At 67.7% G+C, this 17,691-nt stretch carries 14 protein-coding genes; 8 read left to right on the top strand and 6 right to left on the bottom strand.

All coding sequences use genetic code 11. The annotated features are described in order from the left end of the window. Nucleotides 1-6: 6 nt before the first annotated feature. Nucleotides 7-984, top strand: a complete 978-nt coding sequence (locus ACEN9Q_RS05155) for an NAD(P)H-hydrate dehydratase (protein ID WP_495627585.1) — start codon at nt 7-9, stop codon at nt 982-984. Between the two features lie 228 nt (nt 985-1,212). Beyond that, entirely contained in the window at nt 1,213-1,635 is a 423-nt protein-coding gene (locus tag ACEN9Q_RS05150) for a hypothetical protein (RefSeq protein WP_495627584.1), read from the top strand. Between the two features lie 187 nt (nt 1,636-1,822). Here the strand turns inward: ACEN9Q_RS05150 and ACEN9Q_RS05145 are convergent, their stop codons facing one another. The 3 genes from ACEN9Q_RS05145 to ACEN9Q_RS05135 form a co-directional block, all read right to left on the bottom strand. After that, complete coding sequence (locus tag ACEN9Q_RS05145) at nt 1,823-5,023, bottom strand: efflux RND transporter permease subunit (protein ID WP_495627583.1); 3,201 nt, start codon at nt 5,021-5,023, stop codon at nt 1,823-1,825. A gap of 15 nt (nt 5,024-5,038) precedes the next feature. Beyond that, nucleotides 5,039-6,205 carry an efflux RND transporter periplasmic adaptor subunit gene (locus ACEN9Q_RS05140; RefSeq protein WP_056447494.1) on the bottom strand — a complete coding sequence of 389 codons (1,167 nt, stop codon included), beginning with the start codon at nt 6,203-6,205 and terminating at the stop codon, nt 5,039-5,041. Between the two features lie 497 nt (nt 6,206-6,702). Further along, a complete protein-coding gene (locus ACEN9Q_RS05135; RefSeq protein WP_056447492.1) occupies nt 6,703-7,122 on the bottom strand; it encodes a divergent PAP2 family protein in 420 nt (139 codons plus the stop codon). Nucleotides 7,123-7,316: 194 nt separating this feature from the next. Here ACEN9Q_RS05135 and ACEN9Q_RS05130 point away from each other — a divergent pair, with 194 nt between their 5' ends. From ACEN9Q_RS05130 to ACEN9Q_RS05115, 4 genes are all read left to right on the top strand, one after another. Continuing rightward, entirely contained in the window at nt 7,317-8,357 is a 1,041-nt protein-coding gene (locus ACEN9Q_RS05130) for a DUF475 domain-containing protein (RefSeq protein WP_056447491.1), read from the top strand. Between the two features lie 40 nt (nt 8,358-8,397). Beyond that, nucleotides 8,398-8,973: a TerD family protein gene (locus tag ACEN9Q_RS05125; protein ID WP_056447489.1), complete on the top strand. Its 576-nt coding sequence runs from the start codon at nt 8,398-8,400 to the stop codon at nt 8,971-8,973. Nucleotides 8,974-9,069: 96 nt separating this feature from the next. Continuing rightward, on the top strand, nt 9,070-9,474 hold the full coding sequence (locus ACEN9Q_RS05120; RefSeq protein WP_056447487.1) for a DUF8785 domain-containing protein: 405 nt from the start codon (nt 9,070-9,072) through the stop codon (nt 9,472-9,474). Between the two features lie 92 nt (nt 9,475-9,566). Next, on the top strand, nt 9,567-11,069 hold the full coding sequence (locus ACEN9Q_RS05115) for a tryptophan halogenase family protein (RefSeq protein ID WP_495627582.1): 1,503 nt from the start codon (nt 9,567-9,569) through the stop codon (nt 11,067-11,069). A gap of 128 nt (nt 11,070-11,197) precedes the next feature. Here the strand turns inward: ACEN9Q_RS05115 and ACEN9Q_RS05110 are convergent, their stop codons facing one another. Together ACEN9Q_RS05110 and ACEN9Q_RS05105 are read right to left on the bottom strand one after the other, a co-directional pair. Beyond that, nucleotides 11,198-13,903, bottom strand: a complete 2,706-nt coding sequence (locus tag ACEN9Q_RS05110; protein WP_495627581.1) for a coiled-coil domain-containing protein — start codon at nt 13,901-13,903, stop codon at nt 11,198-11,200. Between the two features lie 113 nt (nt 13,904-14,016). After that, nucleotides 14,017-15,018 carry a serine/threonine protein kinase gene (locus ACEN9Q_RS05105; RefSeq protein WP_495627580.1) on the bottom strand — a complete coding sequence of 334 codons (1,002 nt, stop codon included), beginning with the start codon at nt 15,016-15,018 and terminating at the stop codon, nt 14,017-14,019. Between the two features lie 99 nt (nt 15,019-15,117). On the opposite strand from ACEN9Q_RS05105, the gene ACEN9Q_RS05100 reads away from it, so the two are divergent. Further along, a complete protein-coding gene (locus ACEN9Q_RS05100; protein WP_056447481.1) occupies nt 15,118-15,807 on the top strand; it encodes a UPF0149 family protein in 690 nt (229 codons plus the stop codon). Between the two features lie 177 nt (nt 15,808-15,984). Here ACEN9Q_RS05100 and ACEN9Q_RS05095 read toward each other — a convergent pair whose 3' ends face one another. Beyond that, the gene (locus ACEN9Q_RS05095; RefSeq protein WP_495627579.1) at nt 15,985-17,172 is read right to left on the bottom strand and encodes an HPP family protein; all 1,188 of its coding nucleotides are present in this window, start codon (nt 17,170-17,172) and stop codon (nt 15,985-15,987) included. A gap of 174 nt (nt 17,173-17,346) precedes the next feature. On the opposite strand from ACEN9Q_RS05095, the gene ACEN9Q_RS05090 reads away from it, so the two are divergent. Continuing rightward, nucleotides 17,347-17,691, top strand: a complete 345-nt coding sequence (locus ACEN9Q_RS05090) for a MarR family winged helix-turn-helix transcriptional regulator (RefSeq protein ID WP_082548264.1) — start codon at nt 17,347-17,349, stop codon at nt 17,689-17,691.

Below are 17,691 nucleotides of genomic sequence, written 5' to 3'. Positions count from 1 at the left end.
CCTTCCATGACGCTGCAACCCCACGCCCGCCCGCGCGACGTCGATCCCAGCCTGCTGCGCAGCTGGCCGCTGCCCGTGCCCTCGAACGACGGCGACAAGGAAGACCGCGGCCACGTGCTGATCCTCGGCGGTTCGCGCGAGATGCCGGGCGCCGTGATCCTGGCCGCCACCGCCGCCCTGCGCGCCGGCGCCGGCAAGCTGACCATCGCCACGGGGCGCAGCGTGGCGCAGCTGGTCGCGCTGGCGATCCCGGAATCGCGCGTGCTGGGCCTGGCCGAGAACGACGCCGGCGGCTTCACCGTCGAGGCCGTGGCCGCGCTCGATCCGCTGGCCGACAAGATCGGCGCCGTCCTGATCGGCCCCGGCATGCGGGACGAGGCCGCGACGGCCCGCCTCGTCCACGCGCTGCTGCCGCGCCTGGACGGGACCGACACCAAGGTGCTGCTGGATGCGGAGGCGATGGGCGCGGTCCTGCATCCGCCCGCGGGCCAGCCGCCGTTCCGCTTCGACGTGCCCGTCCTCGTGACTCCGCATGCGGGCGAAATGGCCCACCTGACGGGCATCGCCAAGGACGAGATCGGCGCCGCCCCGGACCGCCATGCGCTCGACGCCGCGCTGCGCTGGAACGCGGTGGTCGCGCTGAAGGGCGCGCGCACCGTCATCGCGGCGCCCGGCGGCGAGCGCTGGCAGCACGAAGGCGGCAACGTCGGGCTCGCCACGTCCGGCTCGGGCGACGTGCTGGCCGGCGTCATCGCCGGCCTCGCGGCGCGCGGCGCCGGGCTCGCGCAGGCGGCCGCCTGGGGTGTCGCGCTGCATGCGCGCGCGGGCGAACGCCTCGCCGAACGCTTCGGCAAACTGGGTTACCTGGCGCGGGAATTGTGCGATTGCATTCCCGTGCTGCTCGAACAGGCCGCCGGCGACCACGCCGACGCGCCGCCACGACCATCCGGCAGCTTCGCCGGGGGACTGAGGGCCGGACGATGATGATCCGGCTCTTATAAAAGGAGGGCAATCCGACGAACCGGCCGGCGCGATGCCAGTCTAATCCTGACTGTCGGATTCGTACTCCACCGGGGCCGCGTATTGCGTCGGTTCCCCGATGGTTCGCGTTTGGGCCTGCCGGTCCATCGGGAACCCAAAGCCGCCGCCGACCCTCCAGCGCCTCACCTGGAGACGGCGGTACACGATAGACGTGAACGAGGAGTAAAACAAATGAAAGCTCTTAACAACGCATCGAAAATTCTGTTCGCCGCGGCGCTGATGGCAAGCCTTGCCGCCTGCAAGAAAACGGAACCCACCAGCACGACCGGTACCGGCGACACCTCGGCCACCGCGCCGAGCAGCAGCTCGGGCACCAGCGGCACGACCGGCACCACGGCCACCGGCACGACGGGTGACACGACCGGCACGGCCACCGGCACCATGGGCGGCAGCACCGGCGCCACGGGCACCACCGGCGACACCGGCACCGGCGCAACCGGCACCGGCACCACCGGCACGGGCGCGACCGGCACCACCGGCACGGGCACGTCCGGTACGGGTTCGTCGGGCACGTCGGGCACCTCCGGCACGACCGGCAGCGACACGTCGGGCACCTCCGGCACCGGCACGACGCCGAACTCGAACGGCCGCTGATCGCCATGGCGCATCGGCAAAGGGTCGCGCGCGGCCCTTTGCGCCATGGTGTGCCGTCGTTACGGCATGCACTGGGCGCGGCGGATGCGGCCCCAGCGCATGCCGTCCCGGCATGAAAAAAGGGCCTGCACGCGCAGGCCCTTTGACTTGACGCCGGCCGCGGCCGGCATGCATCACGTTACATCGTTCACGCCGCCGCCGGACGGCCGCGGCGGAAGGCGAAGCGGCCCGCCTTCACGATCGCGCGGAACACGAGGCGCACCGCCACCAGCGTGAGGATCGCTTCGATGAAGGTCAGCACGAAGGCCGGCACCGCGGTGAAGCGCGCCGCGCGGCGGTGGAACTTGGCGACCATGCGGTCACGGGCGATCTCGATGCTGTCGTAGAAGGTCGGGACGACCAGCAAGGTCAGCATCGTCGACGTGATCGTGCCGCCGATGATCGCGATCGCGAGCGGCTGGTAGAACTGGCCGGAATCGCCCAGGGCCAGCGCGACCGGGAACATGCCGGCGATCAGCGCGAACGTCGTCATCAGGATCGGACGCAGGCGGGCGCGGCCGGCGGCCATCAGCGCTTCCTCGCGGTCCATGCCTTCCGCTTCGCGGGTGCGGGCGGCGTCGAGCAGCAGGATCGCGTTCTTCGCCACCAGACCCATCAGCATGATGATGCCGATGAAGCTCATCAGGTTCAGCGTGCCGTGCGTGAGCAGCAGCGCGAGGACGACGCCGATCAGCGACAGCGGCAGCGACAGCATCACGGAGAGCGGCGCGGTGAACGAGCCGAACTGCATCACGAGGATCAGGTACATCAGGCCGATGCCGGACACCAGCGCGATCGTCATCTGCGTGAACACCTCGGCCTGGTCCTTGCCGGCGCCGCCCAGCGACAGGCCGTAGCCCGGCGGGAAGTCCATCGACTTGGCCAGCTTCATGGCCTCGTCCGTCACTTCGCCGTTCGAGCGGCCCTCGACGTTGGCCGACACGGTGATCACGCGCTTGCCGTCCTTGTGCTCGATCGCCGACGGACCCTTGCCCATCGTGATCTTCGCGATCTGGTCGAGCGGGACCATCGTGTTGGTGCCGGTGACGGCGATCGGCAGGCGTTCGATGTTCTCGGCACCCACGCGGTCTTCCGGCGCCAGGCGCACGGCCACGTCGCGGGTCTCGCCGGTCGGGTCGACCCAGTCGCCGACTTCGATGCCGGCGAACGCGACGCGCAGCGCGGTGGCGGCGTCGCCGACCGAGATGCCCATCATGTTGGACAGGCCGCGGTCGAGCTCGATCTGGAGCTCGTCCTTCGGGTCCTGCTGCGACAGCGTGACGTCGACGGCGCCCTTCACCTGGCGCAGCTTGTCCATGTACGCATTCGTCAGCTCCATCAGCTTGCGCGAATCCGGACCGGTGAACTCGATCTGCACGGGCTTGCCGTTGCCGTTCAGGTCGTCCGTGACGGTGTACTCGGCGCCGACCAGGCGCGCGATCTTCTCGCGCAGCTCGACGGCGATCTCGGCCGCCGTGCGGTGGCGTTCGCTGCGCTTGCCGATGTCGACGTAGATGCGGCCGCCGGCCGAGTTGATCGAGCTGTTCGTCTCTTTCGTTTCCTTCAGCGTGCGCGCCAGCGCGGCGGCCTCTTCCATCTTCATCTTGGCATAGCCCACCGACGACGAGGCCGGGGTCCGCACTTCGATCGCGATCTGGCCGGCGTCCATCTTCGGCAGGAAGGCCGAACCGCCGAACTTGGCGTGCAGGCCGAGGGCCCCGACGAAGCTGGCGACGGCGATCAGCGCCATCCAGCGGCGGTGGTGCAGCGCCCAGGCGATCACGCGGCCGTAGCGGTCGGCCTGGTGGTCGAACCAGACGTTGAATCTCGCCAGGTACTTTTCGATGCCGCGCTTCGGCGCATGGTGGTGGCCCGGCGGGTCGCCCCAGTAGGCCGACAGCATCGGGTCGAGCGTGAACGAGATGCCCAGCGACACGATTACCGAGCACGCGACGGTCAGCGCGAACGGCCGGAACCATTCACCGGAAATGCCCGGCATGAACGCGACCGGGATGAACACGGCCATGATCGAGAACGTCGTCGAGGCGACGGCCATGCCGATCTCGGCCGTGCCCTCGAGCGCGGCGGTACGGCGATCCGAACCCATCTCCATGTGGCGCACGATGTTTTCGCGCACCACGATGGCGTCGTCGATCAGCACGCCGATCGCCAGCGACAGGCCGAGCAGCGTCATGAAGTTCAGCGTGAAGCCGCACAGCCACACGGCGATGAACGCGGCCAGCACCGACGTCGGCAGCGACAGCGCCGTGATCAGCGTGGAACGCCAGGAATTCAGGAACGCGTACACGACGAAGATGGTCAGGATGGCGCCGAACACGAGCGATTCGATCACGTTGTTCAGGCTGCGCTGGGCATCGTCGCCGCCGTCGCGCGTCACTTCCAGGCTGGTGCCTTTCGGCAGTTCCTTGTTGATCTCCTCGACCATCGCGCGCACCTTCTTCGCGATGCCCACGGTCGACGCTTCGCGCGAGCGGATGATCGAGATGCCGACGTTGGACCTGCCGCTGCGCATCGAATAGCTGTCGATGTCGGCGAAGCCGTCCTTCACGTCGGCGACCTGGTTCAGGCGCACGATCGTGTCGCCGTTGCGCTTGACGACGATCTGCGAAAAGTCTTCCGGATGCTCGATGCGGCCGACGAGGCGGATGCCCTTCTCGTCCAGCTCGCTGCGCACCTTGCCCACCGGCGCGTTCGTGTTCTGGCGCGCCAGCGCATTCGTCACGTCGCTGACCGACACGTTGTACTCGCGCAGCTTTTGCGCATGCAGCAGTACGGACAGCTGGCGCTTGAGCGAGCCGTTCACGGTCACGTTGGCGACGCCGTCGATGGCACGCAGGCGGTCCGCCAGCTGGTCCTCGGCGAGGCGCGAGATCTCGGCGTGCGTCTGGGTGCTGGACGACAGCGCCAGGTTCATGATCGGCTGGGCCGACGGGTCCACGCGCTGCAGGATGGGTTCCCGCATCTCGACCGGCAGCTTGTAGCGCACCGACGCGATGGCGTTGCGCACGTCGTCCGACGCTTCGATCAGGTTGCGCTTGAAGTCGAACTGCAGCACGATCGTCGCGCTGCTTTCGTTCGCATAGGAATTGACTTCGGTAACGCCGGTGATCGCCTGCATCTGCTTCTCGAGGCGCTCGAGCAGTTCGCGCTCGCTCGTCTCGGGGGACGCGCCCGGATACGGGATATTGACGACGATGATCGGGATATCGACGTCCGGGTTCTGGTTCACGCGCAGCTTGCTGAGCGCGAGCAGGCCCATGCACATCATGCCGATCACCAGCACGAGCGTGGCAATCGGCTTCTTGACACTGAAATTGGAAAGGAACATTGCGGATTCCCCGGTTTATTTGGCCGGCGCCGGGTTGCTGGCGGCGCTGGCCACCCTGGCGGCGGACAGCTCGACCTTCTGGCCATCCTTCAGGCTGGAGTTCGGGTGGCGCAACACGGTGTCGCCGGCGGCCAGGCCGTTCTTGACCTCGAAGCCGCCGGTGCGCGGATCGCGCGGGCCGATCGCCAGGTTGGCCCTGGACAGGGCATTGCCCTTGACCTTCCATGCATACGTCTTGTCGCCGTCGCGCACGAGGGCGGACTCCGGCAGCATCAGCGCATCGGTCAGCTCGGCGTCGATATGGCCTTCCGCATACAGCCCGGCCACGCGCGGGCGCGTGTCGTTGGCGAAGCCGACGAGCACCTCGACCTGGCGCGTGACGTCGTCCGCGCTCGGATCGATGCGCTTGACGACGCCGGCGAATTTTTGATCGCCATAACCGTTTACGCGGAACATGACGGGCTGGCCGACCTTGACGGCCGCGATCTTGTCGGACGATACCTGGCCCTCGAAGCGCATGCTCGTCGGATCGATCACCTTCAGCAATTCCTTGCCGATGGCGGCCGTGTCGCCCGGCGAAACTTTACGATCCGACACGATGCCGTCGAACGGCGCGCGCACGACCGTGCGGGTCACCTGCTGCTGGGCGGCGACGAGGCGCGCACGGGCGGCCGAGACGTCGCTCTGGGCATTGTTGCGGCGCACTTCCGCGTCGTCCAGCGCCTGGGCCGACGTCATGCCGGACTGGCGCAGCGTCTTGAGACGGTCGAGGGCGCGCTGCGACTGGTCGAACGCCTGGCTGGCGGCGCGCAGGGCTTCCTGGGCCGACATCAGGCTGTCGCGGATCGAGGTCTCGTCGAGCTTGACGAGCACGTCGCCGCGCTTGACCGGATCGCCATTCTCTTTCAGCACTTGCAGCACGACGGCGGACACTTCCGCGCGCAGATCGGCCTTGCGCTCCGGCTGGATCGAGCCCGTGATGACCGGGCCGTTCGCGAGCGCGCTGCTTTGAACGGTCAACATATCCTCGGGCGCGACGAGCAGCTGGACGGCCTTGCCATCCTTCTGCTTGCCGTCCGCCTGCGCGCTGGCGGCGCCGGCCTTGGCAGGGTCCTTGTCGTGTTTGCCGCACGCACTGAGTGCGGTAGCAATAGCAAGGAAGATTATAGTTTTGCGCAACATTTCTTGGTTCCCCCGAGATGGACTCGTTACCTGTGTAAAAATTAGAATGGCAAAGGCCAGCGGGCAGTATCAATGAGGCCGCCATCACCGTCAATTGACGGTTCGGCAAAGCGCGGATTTGATGGGATGAACTGCGGATAGGCGGGATGAAATGCGTTTGGCCGAGTATGAAATGTGCGACAAGGCGGACGGGCGGACGTCCGGGTGGACGGTGGTGCGCGTGCAACTTGGGCTCCCGCCTGCGCGGGAGCGACGGTACTTCACTTGCGCCCCTGCCTGCGCGGGAGCGACGGTACTTCACTTGGGCCCCTGCCTGCGCGGGAGCGACGGTGCTTGATGATGCGGATAAACGTAGATCCGTCGTCCCCGCGCAGGCGGAGACCGAATCGAAACGTCGTCCCCGCGCAGGCGGAGACCGAATCGAAACGTCGTCCCCGCGCAGGCGGAGACCGAATCGAAACGTCGTCCCCGCGCAGGCGGGGACCCAATTTCCGCTGTTATTTAGCGAACAGGTGATACACCAGGTTGCCCATCAAAATCCCGGTGACGATGCCCCCGCCGATCTCGACCAGCGTATGCCCCATCCGCTCGCGCAGCGTCTTGTGTTCGCCGGCCCCCGCCGCCAGCCGGTTGATCGCAGCGGCCTGGCGGCCGACGTGCTGGCGCAGGCTGTTGGCGTCGATCATCACGATGAAGCACAAGGTGACGGCCACGCCGAACGCCGGATGGCCGATGCCCTCGCGCAGCGCGATCAGGGTCGCCATGCTCGTGACGGTGGCGCTATGGTTGCTGGGAAATCCGCCATTGCCCACCAGATTGAACGCCCAGCGCCGCTGGCGCGCGCTGTTGATGAGGAATTTGATCGGACCGACCACCAGCCAGGTCAGCACCGGGGTGACCAGATAAGAAAAATCCATGCGAAATCCATTCAGACTGAAATACGGAAGGCGTGACGCCGGGCCGCATTATGGCAGATGCAATGTCACGTGAGCAATTCGACGGTGGCGCCCCATGCTTGTCAAGACGACATCCGATGCGCCCGTCAGCGCGGGAACCGAGTTAATATGCGCGCTGTGGTATTTCAGTCAATGTGCTTCCAAAGGAGTCGTGCATGCAACATTTCAGGTTGTCGTTCGTGGTCGCCGCCGTCCTGCTCGCGCTGGCCGGCTGGTGGGGCTTTTCCCACGGCGGCACCGCCGGCCTGCTCCAGGGCCTGTGGATCGCAGCGGTGCTGGGCGTGCTCGAGATCTCGCTGTCGTTCGACAACGCGGTCGTCAACGCCTCCGTCCTGCGCAACTGGAACGCGTTCTGGCAAAAGCTGTTCCTCACGGTCGGCATCGTCGTCGCCGTGTTCGGCATGCGCCTGCTGTTCCCCCTGCTGATCGTATCGGTAGCGACGGGCCTGGGCCTCATCGACGTCTGGCATATGGCGGTCAACAGCCCGGCCGAGTACGCCCGCCACCTGACGTCGCGCCACGCCGAAGTGGCCGCGTTCGGCGGCGCCTTCCTGCTGCTGGTCTTCCTCAACTTCCTGTTCGACGAGGAAAAGGAACTCCACTGGCTGGGCTGGATCGAAGAAAAAGTCGGCAAATACGGCTCGGAAGGCTTCGCTATCCTGGTCACCCTGCTGGCCGCGTTCGGTTGCATGAGCCTCGTGCCGCAGGAGCGCAAACTGTCCGTGCTGATCGCGGGCGTCGTCGGCGTGCTCGTGTATGTGGGCGTCAACTGGTTCAGCGGGCTGCTGGAGGAAGAAGAGTCCGATCCGGCCGTCGGCAAGCTGATCTCGCAGGGCAGCATCGGCGGGTTCATCTACCTGGAAGTGCTGGACGCGTCATTCAGCTTCGACGGCGTGATCGGCGCGTTCGCGATCACGAACGACGTCGTCGTGATCATGCTCGGCCTCGCCATCGGCGCGATGTTCGTGCGGTCGCTGACCGTGTTCCTCGTGCACAAGGGCACACTGGAAGAATTCGTGTTCCTCGAGCACGGCGCGCACTACGCGATCGGCATCCTGGCCCTGATCATGTTCGCCAGCGTCGAGTACGAGATTCCCGAATGGTTCACCGGCCTGTCCGGCGTGGCCTTCATCCTGGTGTCGCTGTGGTCGTCGATCCGCTACAAGAAGCGCGAAGCGCTGGAGTCGGCGACCTGAACACCCCAGGTCATATCAATATCAACAGAAAGGAAACAAGATGGCGATCAGTTTGCAGAAAGGCGGCAACGTCAACCTGTCCAAGGAAGATCCGAACCTCAAGAAGGTCATCATCGGCCTTGGCTGGGACCCGCGCGCGACGGACGGCGCCACCTTCGACCTCGACGGCAGCGCCTTCCTGCTGCGCGGCGACGGCAAGGTGCGCGGCGATACCGACTTCATCTTCTACAACAACCTCCAGTCCAGCGACGGTGCCGTCAAGCACACGGGCGACAACCGCACCGGCCAGGGCGAAGGCGACGACGAGCGCATCCTCGTCGACCTCACGCGGGTGCCGCCGGAGATCGAAAAGATCGCGTTCGCCGTCACCATCCACGAGGCCGACCAGCGCCACCAGAACTTCGGCCAGGTCGCGCGCGCCTTCATCCGCTGCCTGAACGCGGACGGCGAGCGCGAGATCGCCCGCTACGACCTGTCGGAAGACAGCTCGACGGAGACGGCGATGATCTTCGGCGAACTGTACCGTTACGGCAACGAGTGGAAATTCCGCGCCGTCGGCCAGGGTTACAACGGCGGCCTCGGCCCCCTCGCCCGCTCGTTCGGGGTGAACGCCTGAGCCTGGCCCTAAGACTGGACTAATTGACAATCCACGCGCTCGTGTCAGAATGGGCGCGCTTCGTTGCGTCCATTATTCAACCACCGCCTGCCCACCATGCCCAAGACCCTGCCGCGCCGCGCCATCGCCATCCTCGCCTCCGTCGTCATTGCCGCAGCGGCCCTGTTCGCCCTGTACACGTGGGTCGTGCTGCACTGGTCGTATTCGGAAGGCGAACGGGCCGGCTACCTGCAAAAGCTGTCGCGCAAGGGCTGGCTGTGCAAGACGTGGGAAGGCGAGATCCTGCTGTCGAGCATGCCGGGTGCGATTCCCGAGCGTTTCAACTTTACCGTGCGCGACGAGAACGTCGTGCGCCAGTTGCAGGCCGCCATGGGGCAGCGTGTACAACTGACGTACGAGCAGCACATCGGCGTACCGACCTCGTGCTTCGGCGAGACCGAATACTTCGTCGACAAGGCCGTCATCGGCGGTGCCAATCCGGTGGCGCCCAGCAATATGTAAACTGCCGCAACAGAAATGTTATACGCAAACATTTCTGTTGCCGCTCCGTCCGCCGTGTCCTACACTCCTGTAAATAAGACAGGAGACAGACTATGCAACAACACCCCATCCGCAAAGTCGTCATCGTGGGCGGCGGCACCGCCGGCTGGATGACCGCGGCCCCGCTGGCCCAGCGGCTCGGCAAGCGCTGCGAGATCGTGCTGGTGGAATCGCCGGACATCGGCACGATCGGCGTCGGCGAAGCGACGCTGCCGACGATCCGCTTCTACAACGCCGCCCTCCAGCTGGACCACGCCGATTTCATCAAGAAGACCCAGGCCACCTTCAAGCTCGGCATCGAGTTCAAGGACTGGGGGCACGTCGGCAACCGCTTCTTCCACGGTTTCGGCGACTTCGGTCCGCCCCTCAACGGGGTCGCGCCGCACCACCACTGGCTGCGCCTCGCGCGCACCTTCGACCACATGCCCGCCATGGAAAACTGGTCGATGGCCTCGGTCATGGCGCGCGAGAACAAATTCGCGATGCCGGCGGACACGCAGCCGGGCGTCACGGACGCCTTTTCGTTCGGCTTCCAGTTCGACGCGAGCCTGTACGCCAACTACCTGCGCGACTACGCGACGGCGCGCGGCGCCACGCGCGTCGAAGGCACGATCACCGGCGTCGACCAGCATCCGGAGACGGGTTTCGTCACGGCCGTGCGCCTGGCCGACGGCCGCGCCATCGACGGCGACCTGTTCATCGACTGCTCGGGCTTCCGCGGCCTGCTGATCGAAGGCACCTTGAAAGCCGGCTACGAGGACTGGAGCGAGCACCTGCCCTGCAACAGCGCCCTCGCCGTCCCGTGCGCGCGCGTGGAACCGCTCACGCCCTACACCCGCTCGACGGCCAAGGGCGCGGGCTGGATCTGGCGCATCCCGCTGCAGCACCGCACCGGCAACGGCCACGTGTACAGCAACGCGTTCACGACCGACGAGAAGGCGCGCCAGGACCTGCTCGATGGCCTCGACGGCGCGGCGCTGGACGAGCCGCGCCAGCTGCGCTTCACCACCGGCAAGCGCAAGAAATCGTGGGTCAAGAACGTCGTGGCGATCGGGCTGTCGGCCGGCTTCGTCGAACCGCTGGAATCGACCAGCATCAGCCTGATCGAAACGGCCGTCGGCACCCTGATCGAACTGTGGCCGGACCGCGATTTCCGTCCCGAGCTGGCGGCCGAATTCAACCGCCTGATCGGCAGCCGCTACGAGTCGATCCGCGACTTCATCATCATGCACTACAAGCTGACGAAGCGTGACGACACCGAATTCTGGCGCTACTGCGCAAACATGACCATTCCCGATTCACTCGCGCACCAGATCGAACTGTTCCGCGAGACGGGCCGCGTCACGATCTTCGACCGCGACAGCTTCGGCGCCCCCTCGTTCGTCTCGATGCTGATGGGCCTGGGCGTCGTGCCGGCACGCTACGATCCGTTCGTGGACGACGTCGACATGCGCCAGCTGCATGGCCACTTCGCCGGCATGCGCGACCTCATCGCGCAGACCGTCGCGAAGATGCCGGGGCATGGGGCGTATCTGGAGAAGAACGCGAAGGCGTAAACCGGTGCCGCATGAACCGTCGCCCCTGCGCAGGCAGGGACCCGATTTTGGGCTGAGCCGAGAACTTGGGCCCCCGCCTGCGCGGGGGCGACGTGTTGCTTCGACCGACGTGTTGAAGTAGCGGTTATTTACTCGTGATCGCGGTCGGCCCGCTGCCTGGCCACCGCGTCCGCCAGCCGCATCGCCGCCTGCACCTTCGACGGCTGCTGCGCGAACCGGCCCAGCACCTCGCGCGCCATGTCTTCCGATTCGGCGCGCTGCTTGGCCTCGGCCTGGCGCGCCTCGATCTGTTCGCGCAGCGCGGCCAGTTCCGCCACCTGGTCTTCCTGGCGCGCGGATTCCAGTTCCACCAGACGCTTCTTCGCGTCCAGCATTTCCTGCGTGGCGAGCGCCGTCTTGCGCTGCATCTCGGCCGCCAGCTGGGCGTTGGCCAGCAGCGCGCGCTGGGCGTCGCGCTTGTCGAGCGCGGCCTGGGACGCGGCCTGCTCGGCCGCTTCGCGCATGCGGGCCAGCTGCGCGCGTTCCGCTTCGGCGGCGGCGCGGGCCTCGGCGGCGGCAACCGCGGCCCGTTCGGACGCCATGCGCGCCGCGGCCGCTTCGTTGGCGCGCACGTCGGCGGCCGTCTGCTGCTGTTGCGACGACAGCTTCTGCTCCAGCAGCAGCAAGGCGTCGTGCGCGGCGTCCGCGGCGGCGCGTTCGGCCGCCAGCAATTCGTCCGTCAGTTGCTGCTGGCGCCGTTCGTGGGCGGCGCGGTCGGCCTGGGCCTGGGCCAGTTCCGCCGCGCGCGCCGCCTGGACGCGCTGGGCGTCGGCGATCGCCTGTTCGTCTCCGGCCTGGCGCGCCGCGTGTTCGGCGATGGCGCGCTGCGCATCGATGGCGGCCTGGCGCTCGGCGGCGGCGCGCTGTTCGTGCTCCGCCTGCGCGGCCAGCAGCGCCGCGTGTTCCTGTTCGGCGGCGGCACGGCGCGCGTCGAATCCGGCTTGCTGCTGGGCGAGTGCTTCGCGGTGGGCCTGCAGCAGCGCCGCGTGTTCCTGTTCGGCAGCGGCGCGGCGCGCGTCGAATCCGGCCTGCTGTTCGGCCAGCGCGTCGCGGTGGGCCTGCAGTAGCGCGGCATGCTCCTGCTCGAAGGCGGCGCGGCGTGCTTCGATGTCGGCGTGCTGGCCGGCGAGCACGTCGCGCTGGGCCTGCAGCCGCGCGACATGCTGCTCCTCCGCGGCCGCGAGGCGCGCCGCCGTTTCGGCCTGCAGCGCGGCGAGCTCGCGCTCCTGCGCTTCGAGCCGTTCGGCCAGTTGCGCGGCCTGATCCTGTTCGGCGGCGGCGCGCGCCTCGGCGGCGGCGGCCAGGGCGCGCTCGGCCTCGATGCGTGCCTGCTGGCGCGCCAGCGCATCCTGCTCGGCCAGCACCCGCGCCTGTTCGGCCTGCGCCAGCTCCTGCGCCTGCGCGGCGCGCTGCTCCGCCAGGCGCGCGGCTTCCTGCTCGTGTCCGGCCTGTGCGGCCTGCGCGGCCAGTTCGGCCTCGAGTGCCGCGTTCTGCGCGGCGCGCGCGGCGGCGGCGGTCGCGCTCAGGGCCGCGCGTTCCTCGGCCAGTTGGCGCTCGCGCTGCTGGGCCTCGGCATCGTGCTGCGCCGCTTCCTGCGCCATGCGGTCGGCCTCCGCGCGCAGGTCCGCCTGTTCGGCCGCCTCGCGCTCCGCGTCCAGGCGGGCGCGGCTCTGTTCCGCTTCGGCCTCTTCCGCCGCCGCGCGCGCCATCGCCACGTCGCGCAGCTTGCGGTCGGCCTCGATGCGGGCTTCCGTCGCGGCCAGGATGCGGGTTTCCGCTTCGCGCCGCGCGGCGGCGGCATCGAGCGACATCTGCTCCATTCGCTCGCGGTGGATGGCCGCGTCGCGCAATTCCTTTTCCGTCTGCAGGCGCATGCGCAGCGATTGCGCGGCCGTGCGCTCCGATTCCACCTGGGCCAGCGCAATGGCTTCGCGTTCCTGCTCGATGTGCGCGAGGGCCCGCGCTTCCTCGAGCGCGCGCGCTTCCGCGGACGCGCGCGCGAACGCGGACGCCAGCGCGACCTGGTCCGCCCGTTCGCGCTGCTGCGCCAGTTCCAGCGCCTCGCTTTCCGCCTGCGCCAGCTTCTCAGCCGTCTGGCGCGCGGCACGCTCGGCCCGTTCGCGTTCGCGCGCGAGGATCGCCACGCGGGCGTCGGCGCTGGCGCTGTGGTGCACCTCCTCGCGCGCCGCGTGCACGGCGGCCACGCGCTCGGCCGCCTGCAGGCGCGCCTGCTCGGACTGGATGGCCAGGTCGTCGGCGTCGCGCTGGGCGCGGGCGGCGATCTCGGCGTCGATGCGCGCCTGCTCCGCCGCGCGCTTGCGGGCGTCTTCCTCGGCGCGCACGCGCGCTTCGGACGCGAGGCGGATCTGGGTGTCGGATTCGACGCGGGCGCGCAGCCCGGCCGTCTCCTGGCGGACCGCTTCCAGGCGCTCGGCGGCGGCCTTGGCGGCGGCGCGCAGGGTTTCGATGCGGTCGCGGTTCGCTTCGATCGCTTCTTCCGACGCCTGCGCGTTCGCGAGCGCGGCGGCGGCCGCTTCGGCGTCGATGGCGGCCCGCTCCTCGGCCAGGCTGCGCGCCCGCGCCTCGGCATGGGCGCGGTTCTCGGCCGCCACCGCCGCCTTCGCCTCCGCCTCGACGCGCGCGATGCCTTCCTTGATCGCGCGCTGCTCCAGGTGCTCGCGCTGCGGCTCGACCTGCGGCGCCGCGTGATCCTGGGCGGCGGGCATCAGGTCGATCGTGAAATCGGCGTCGTCGTGCTTGGCGGATGGATCGGTCGGGTGGGCGCGGTCGGTCATGAATGGCTCGCTGGATGGCATGCGGGCCCGGACGAGCCCGCGCTTCGATTATGCGGCATGGCTGCGTATCGTGTCACGCCGAGCTGAATCGTAAAACGTCCGCAATTCCGGCTTTAGACGGGCCACAAGGGCGGCTCGTCCATCAGCGCCACCTGCTCGCGCAGCTCGAGGATGCGGTCTTGCCAGTAGCGCTGGGTATTAAACCAGGGAAAGGCCGCCGGGAAGGCCGGATCGTCCCAGCGCATCGCCAGCCATGCCGAATAATGGATCAGCCGCAGCGTGCGCAGCGCTTCCACGAGGTACAGCTGGCGCGGGTCGAATTCGCAGAAATCCTCGTAGCCGGCCAGCACGTCGGCCAGCTGGTGCACCATCTCCTGGCGCTCGCCCGACAGCAGCATCCACAGGTCCTGCACGGCGGGTCCCATGCGGCTGTCGTCGAAGTCGACGAAGTGCGGACCGTCGTCCGTCCACAGCACGTTGCCCGCGTGGCAGTCGCCGTGCAGGCGCAGCAGCGGGAGCGCGCCGGCCCGGTCGTAGCAGCGCGCGACGCCGTCCAGCGCCTGGTCGAGGACGCTCGTGTACGCGGTCAGCAGCTCGGGCGGAATGAAGCCGTGGCCAATGAGCCAGGCGCGCGGTTCGCGGCCGAACGTGTCGAGGTCCAGCCGCGGGCGCTCCGCGAACGGCCGCGCCGCGCCGAGCGCGTGGATGCGGCCGATGAAGCGGCCGATCCATTCCAGCGTCGCCGGATCGAACAATTCCGGCGCGCGGCCGCCGCGGCTGGGGAAGACGGCAAAGCGGAAGCCGCCGTGCTCGTGCAGGGTGCGCCCGTCGAGGACGTCCGCCGGCACGACCGGCACTTCCTGGTCCGCCAGTTCCTGCACGAACGCATGTTCCTCGAGGATGGCGGCGTCGCTCCAGCGGCCGGGCCGGTAGAACTTGACGACGACGGGCGGGCCCTCTTCGCGGCCGACGCGGTACACGCGGTTCTCGTAGCTGTTCAGCGCGAGCAGGCGGCCGTCGCCGCGCAGGCCGACGCTGTCGACGGCGTCCAGCACCATCAACGGATCGAGCCGGGAAAACGGATGACTGCGGGGGTTGTCAGACTGATTATCCATCCCGCCATTGTAAGGCGGCCGGCCGGCACGCGCTTTTTTTCGCCGGCCGGGGTGCGGGAGGCGTTACACTGGCGGCTTCAACGCAAGGAAACAGAAACAATGCAACTCGACCAGCCCCTCTCCGAAAAAGAATTCGACGATCTCGACAACTTCCTGCTGTCCGACCGCTGTCCCGACGACGCGATGACGATGGACACGCTGCACGGCTACCTGACCGCCATCGCGATCGGCCCGGAAACCATCATGCCGGCCGAATGGCTGCCGCGCGTGTGGGGCGAGGAAGACGCCGTCGTCAAGTGGAAGAATCCAAAGGAAGAAGAGCGCATCGTCAACCTGATCATGCGCTTCATGAACGAAGTGCTCGTCACGTTCGAGGTCGCGCCCAAGGAATTCGAGCCGCTGTACGTCGAGCACGACATCGGCGGCGAGACGCTGATCGACGCCGAGGCCTGGTGCTGGGGTTTCTGGGAAGGCATGGAACTGCGGCCTGGCTCGTGGAACGAGATCTGGGATTCGGAAGCGGCCCCACTGATGCGCCCGATCTACCTGCTGGGCGCGGACGAGATCGAGGAAAGCGAGCTGGCGGAAGTCGAGGACCCGAAGAAGGCGCACAAGCTGGCGCTGGACATCGAGGCCAACCTGCCGGGCATCCACCGCTTCTGGCTGCCGCGCCGCAAGGCCGCCGTCGACACGGTGCGCCGCGACGAGCCCAAGGTCGGCCGCAACGACGACTGCCCTTGCGGCAGCGGCAAGAAATACAAGAAGTGCTGCGGCGCCAACGAGGCCTGAAACCGGGGGCAGAGCCCTGATTTTGGCAATGGCCCAGTTGCATACTCCAACAACTCGACAATTCGGGGTCAGAGCCCGGTTTGGGTTAATGGCTTATGAACAACTCCTGAAATCCCGCCGGGTATTTCGCTTGGCCGTGCAATTTCCCAAAATCGGGCTCTGACCCCGGTTCGGCTGTCAGGCCGCTTCGGCCAGGCGGCTTTCGAACAGCGCGGCCAGCAGGTCCGACTGGCTGATCACGCCCAGGAACACGGCGCGCTCGTCCACCACGGGGATGTGGTGGAAGCCCACGTTGCTCATCAGCGGCACGAGCGTGGCAATCGGTTCGGCCGCCTCGACCACGGCGACCTTCGTCGACATCAATTCACCCACCGTCGCGGCCCGCTCCGGCCGCACGCCCAGCACGTGGGCGAACAGGCCGCGCAGGCGCTCGCCCAGGGTCTGGTAATCGTCCAGGCCGGCGTGATGCAGGAAATCGCTCTGGCCGATGATGCCGGCCACGCGGCGCGCTTCGTCCAGCACCGGCAGCGCGTGCAGGTTGTGATGGCGCAGCAGGCGCCAGGCTTCGTCGAGCGGCATGTTGGGCGTGGCCGTCACGACGTCCTTCGACATGATCGCGCCGCAATTCACGGTGCCGAAGCGGCGCGCGTAGGCGCGTTGTTCCGTTTGCAGCAGGATCTCTTCCAGGTCGTCGCGGCTGACGTCCAGCACCTGGCCGTAGCGCGCCAGCACGGCGTCGAGGTCTTCGGCCGTGAAGCCCAGGCGCGCCATCGGTGCCTGGTCGCGCGTCGCGTGCGCCGCCTGTTGCGCGGTGCGCAGCATGGACTTCTGGTTGTGCGGATAGCGCCGTCCGGTCAGGTTGTTGAACACGAGCGCGGCCAGCACGATCAAGGTCGAGTTCAGGCACACGGGCAGGAACGCGAACTGGAAGCCGGCGGCGTGGATGGCCGGTCCGCCGAGGACGGCCGTCAGCGCCACGGCGCCGCTGGGCGGGTGCAGGCAGCGCAGCACGAACATCACGAAGATCGCGCAGGCGCCGGCCAGCGGCGCCGCCAGCGCCGGATTGGCGACGGCCCTGGCGCAGATGATGCCGACCAGCGCCGAAATCGTATTCCCCCCGATCACCGACCACGGCTGGGCCAGCGGACTGGCCGGCACGCAAAACAACAGCACGGCCGACGCCCCCATCGGCGCGACCAGGGCCAGCGGCCCGATGCCGGAGTGCGCCGTCAGCATGTCGCTGAGGATCGCCGTCACGAACAGCCCCACGAGGGCCCCTGCCACCGCGCGCATGCGTTCGCCGCGCGGCACCGTATTCGGTTGCGGTACGAACGACCGCATCCATTCCAGACTCTTATCCAGCATCATTCCCGTCGTTTACAAAAAAAACGCAGCGCACGGCGCTGCCAAAAAGTATCACGTTATGATATATTATTTGATTCCCAAAGCCAACGCCCCAATCGCATATCCCCTGTGAAAGACGAGTTACCCCCGCTGTCCAAGACGGATTTCGCCGCATTGTCGGAATTCCGCCACCAGATGCGGCGCTACGAGCGCTTCTCCGAAAATGCCGTGCAGGCGGCCGGCATCACGCCGCTGCAATACCTGCTCCTCCTGCACATCAAGGGGTTTTCAGGACGCGAATGGGCCACCGTCGGCGAGCTGGCCGAGCGCCTGCAGGCCAAGCAGCACGGCGTGGTCGCCCTGGTGACGCGCTGTGAAGCGGGCGCGCTCGTCGAACGCCGCACGAACGCCGCGGACCGGCGCCGCGTCGAAGTGCACCTGTTGCCGAAAGGCGAAGCACTGTTGACGCAGCTCGCCGCCGTCCACCGCGCCGAACTGCGCGCCCTGCAAGGCGTCTTTACCGTTCCTAATCTTGTATAA

The sequence above is a fragment of the Massilia sp. Masssp93 genome, from assembly GCF_059491295.1.
The sequence above is the reverse complement of the archived record's forward strand: the minus strand, read 5'-3'. Positions and strand labels throughout refer to the sequence as shown.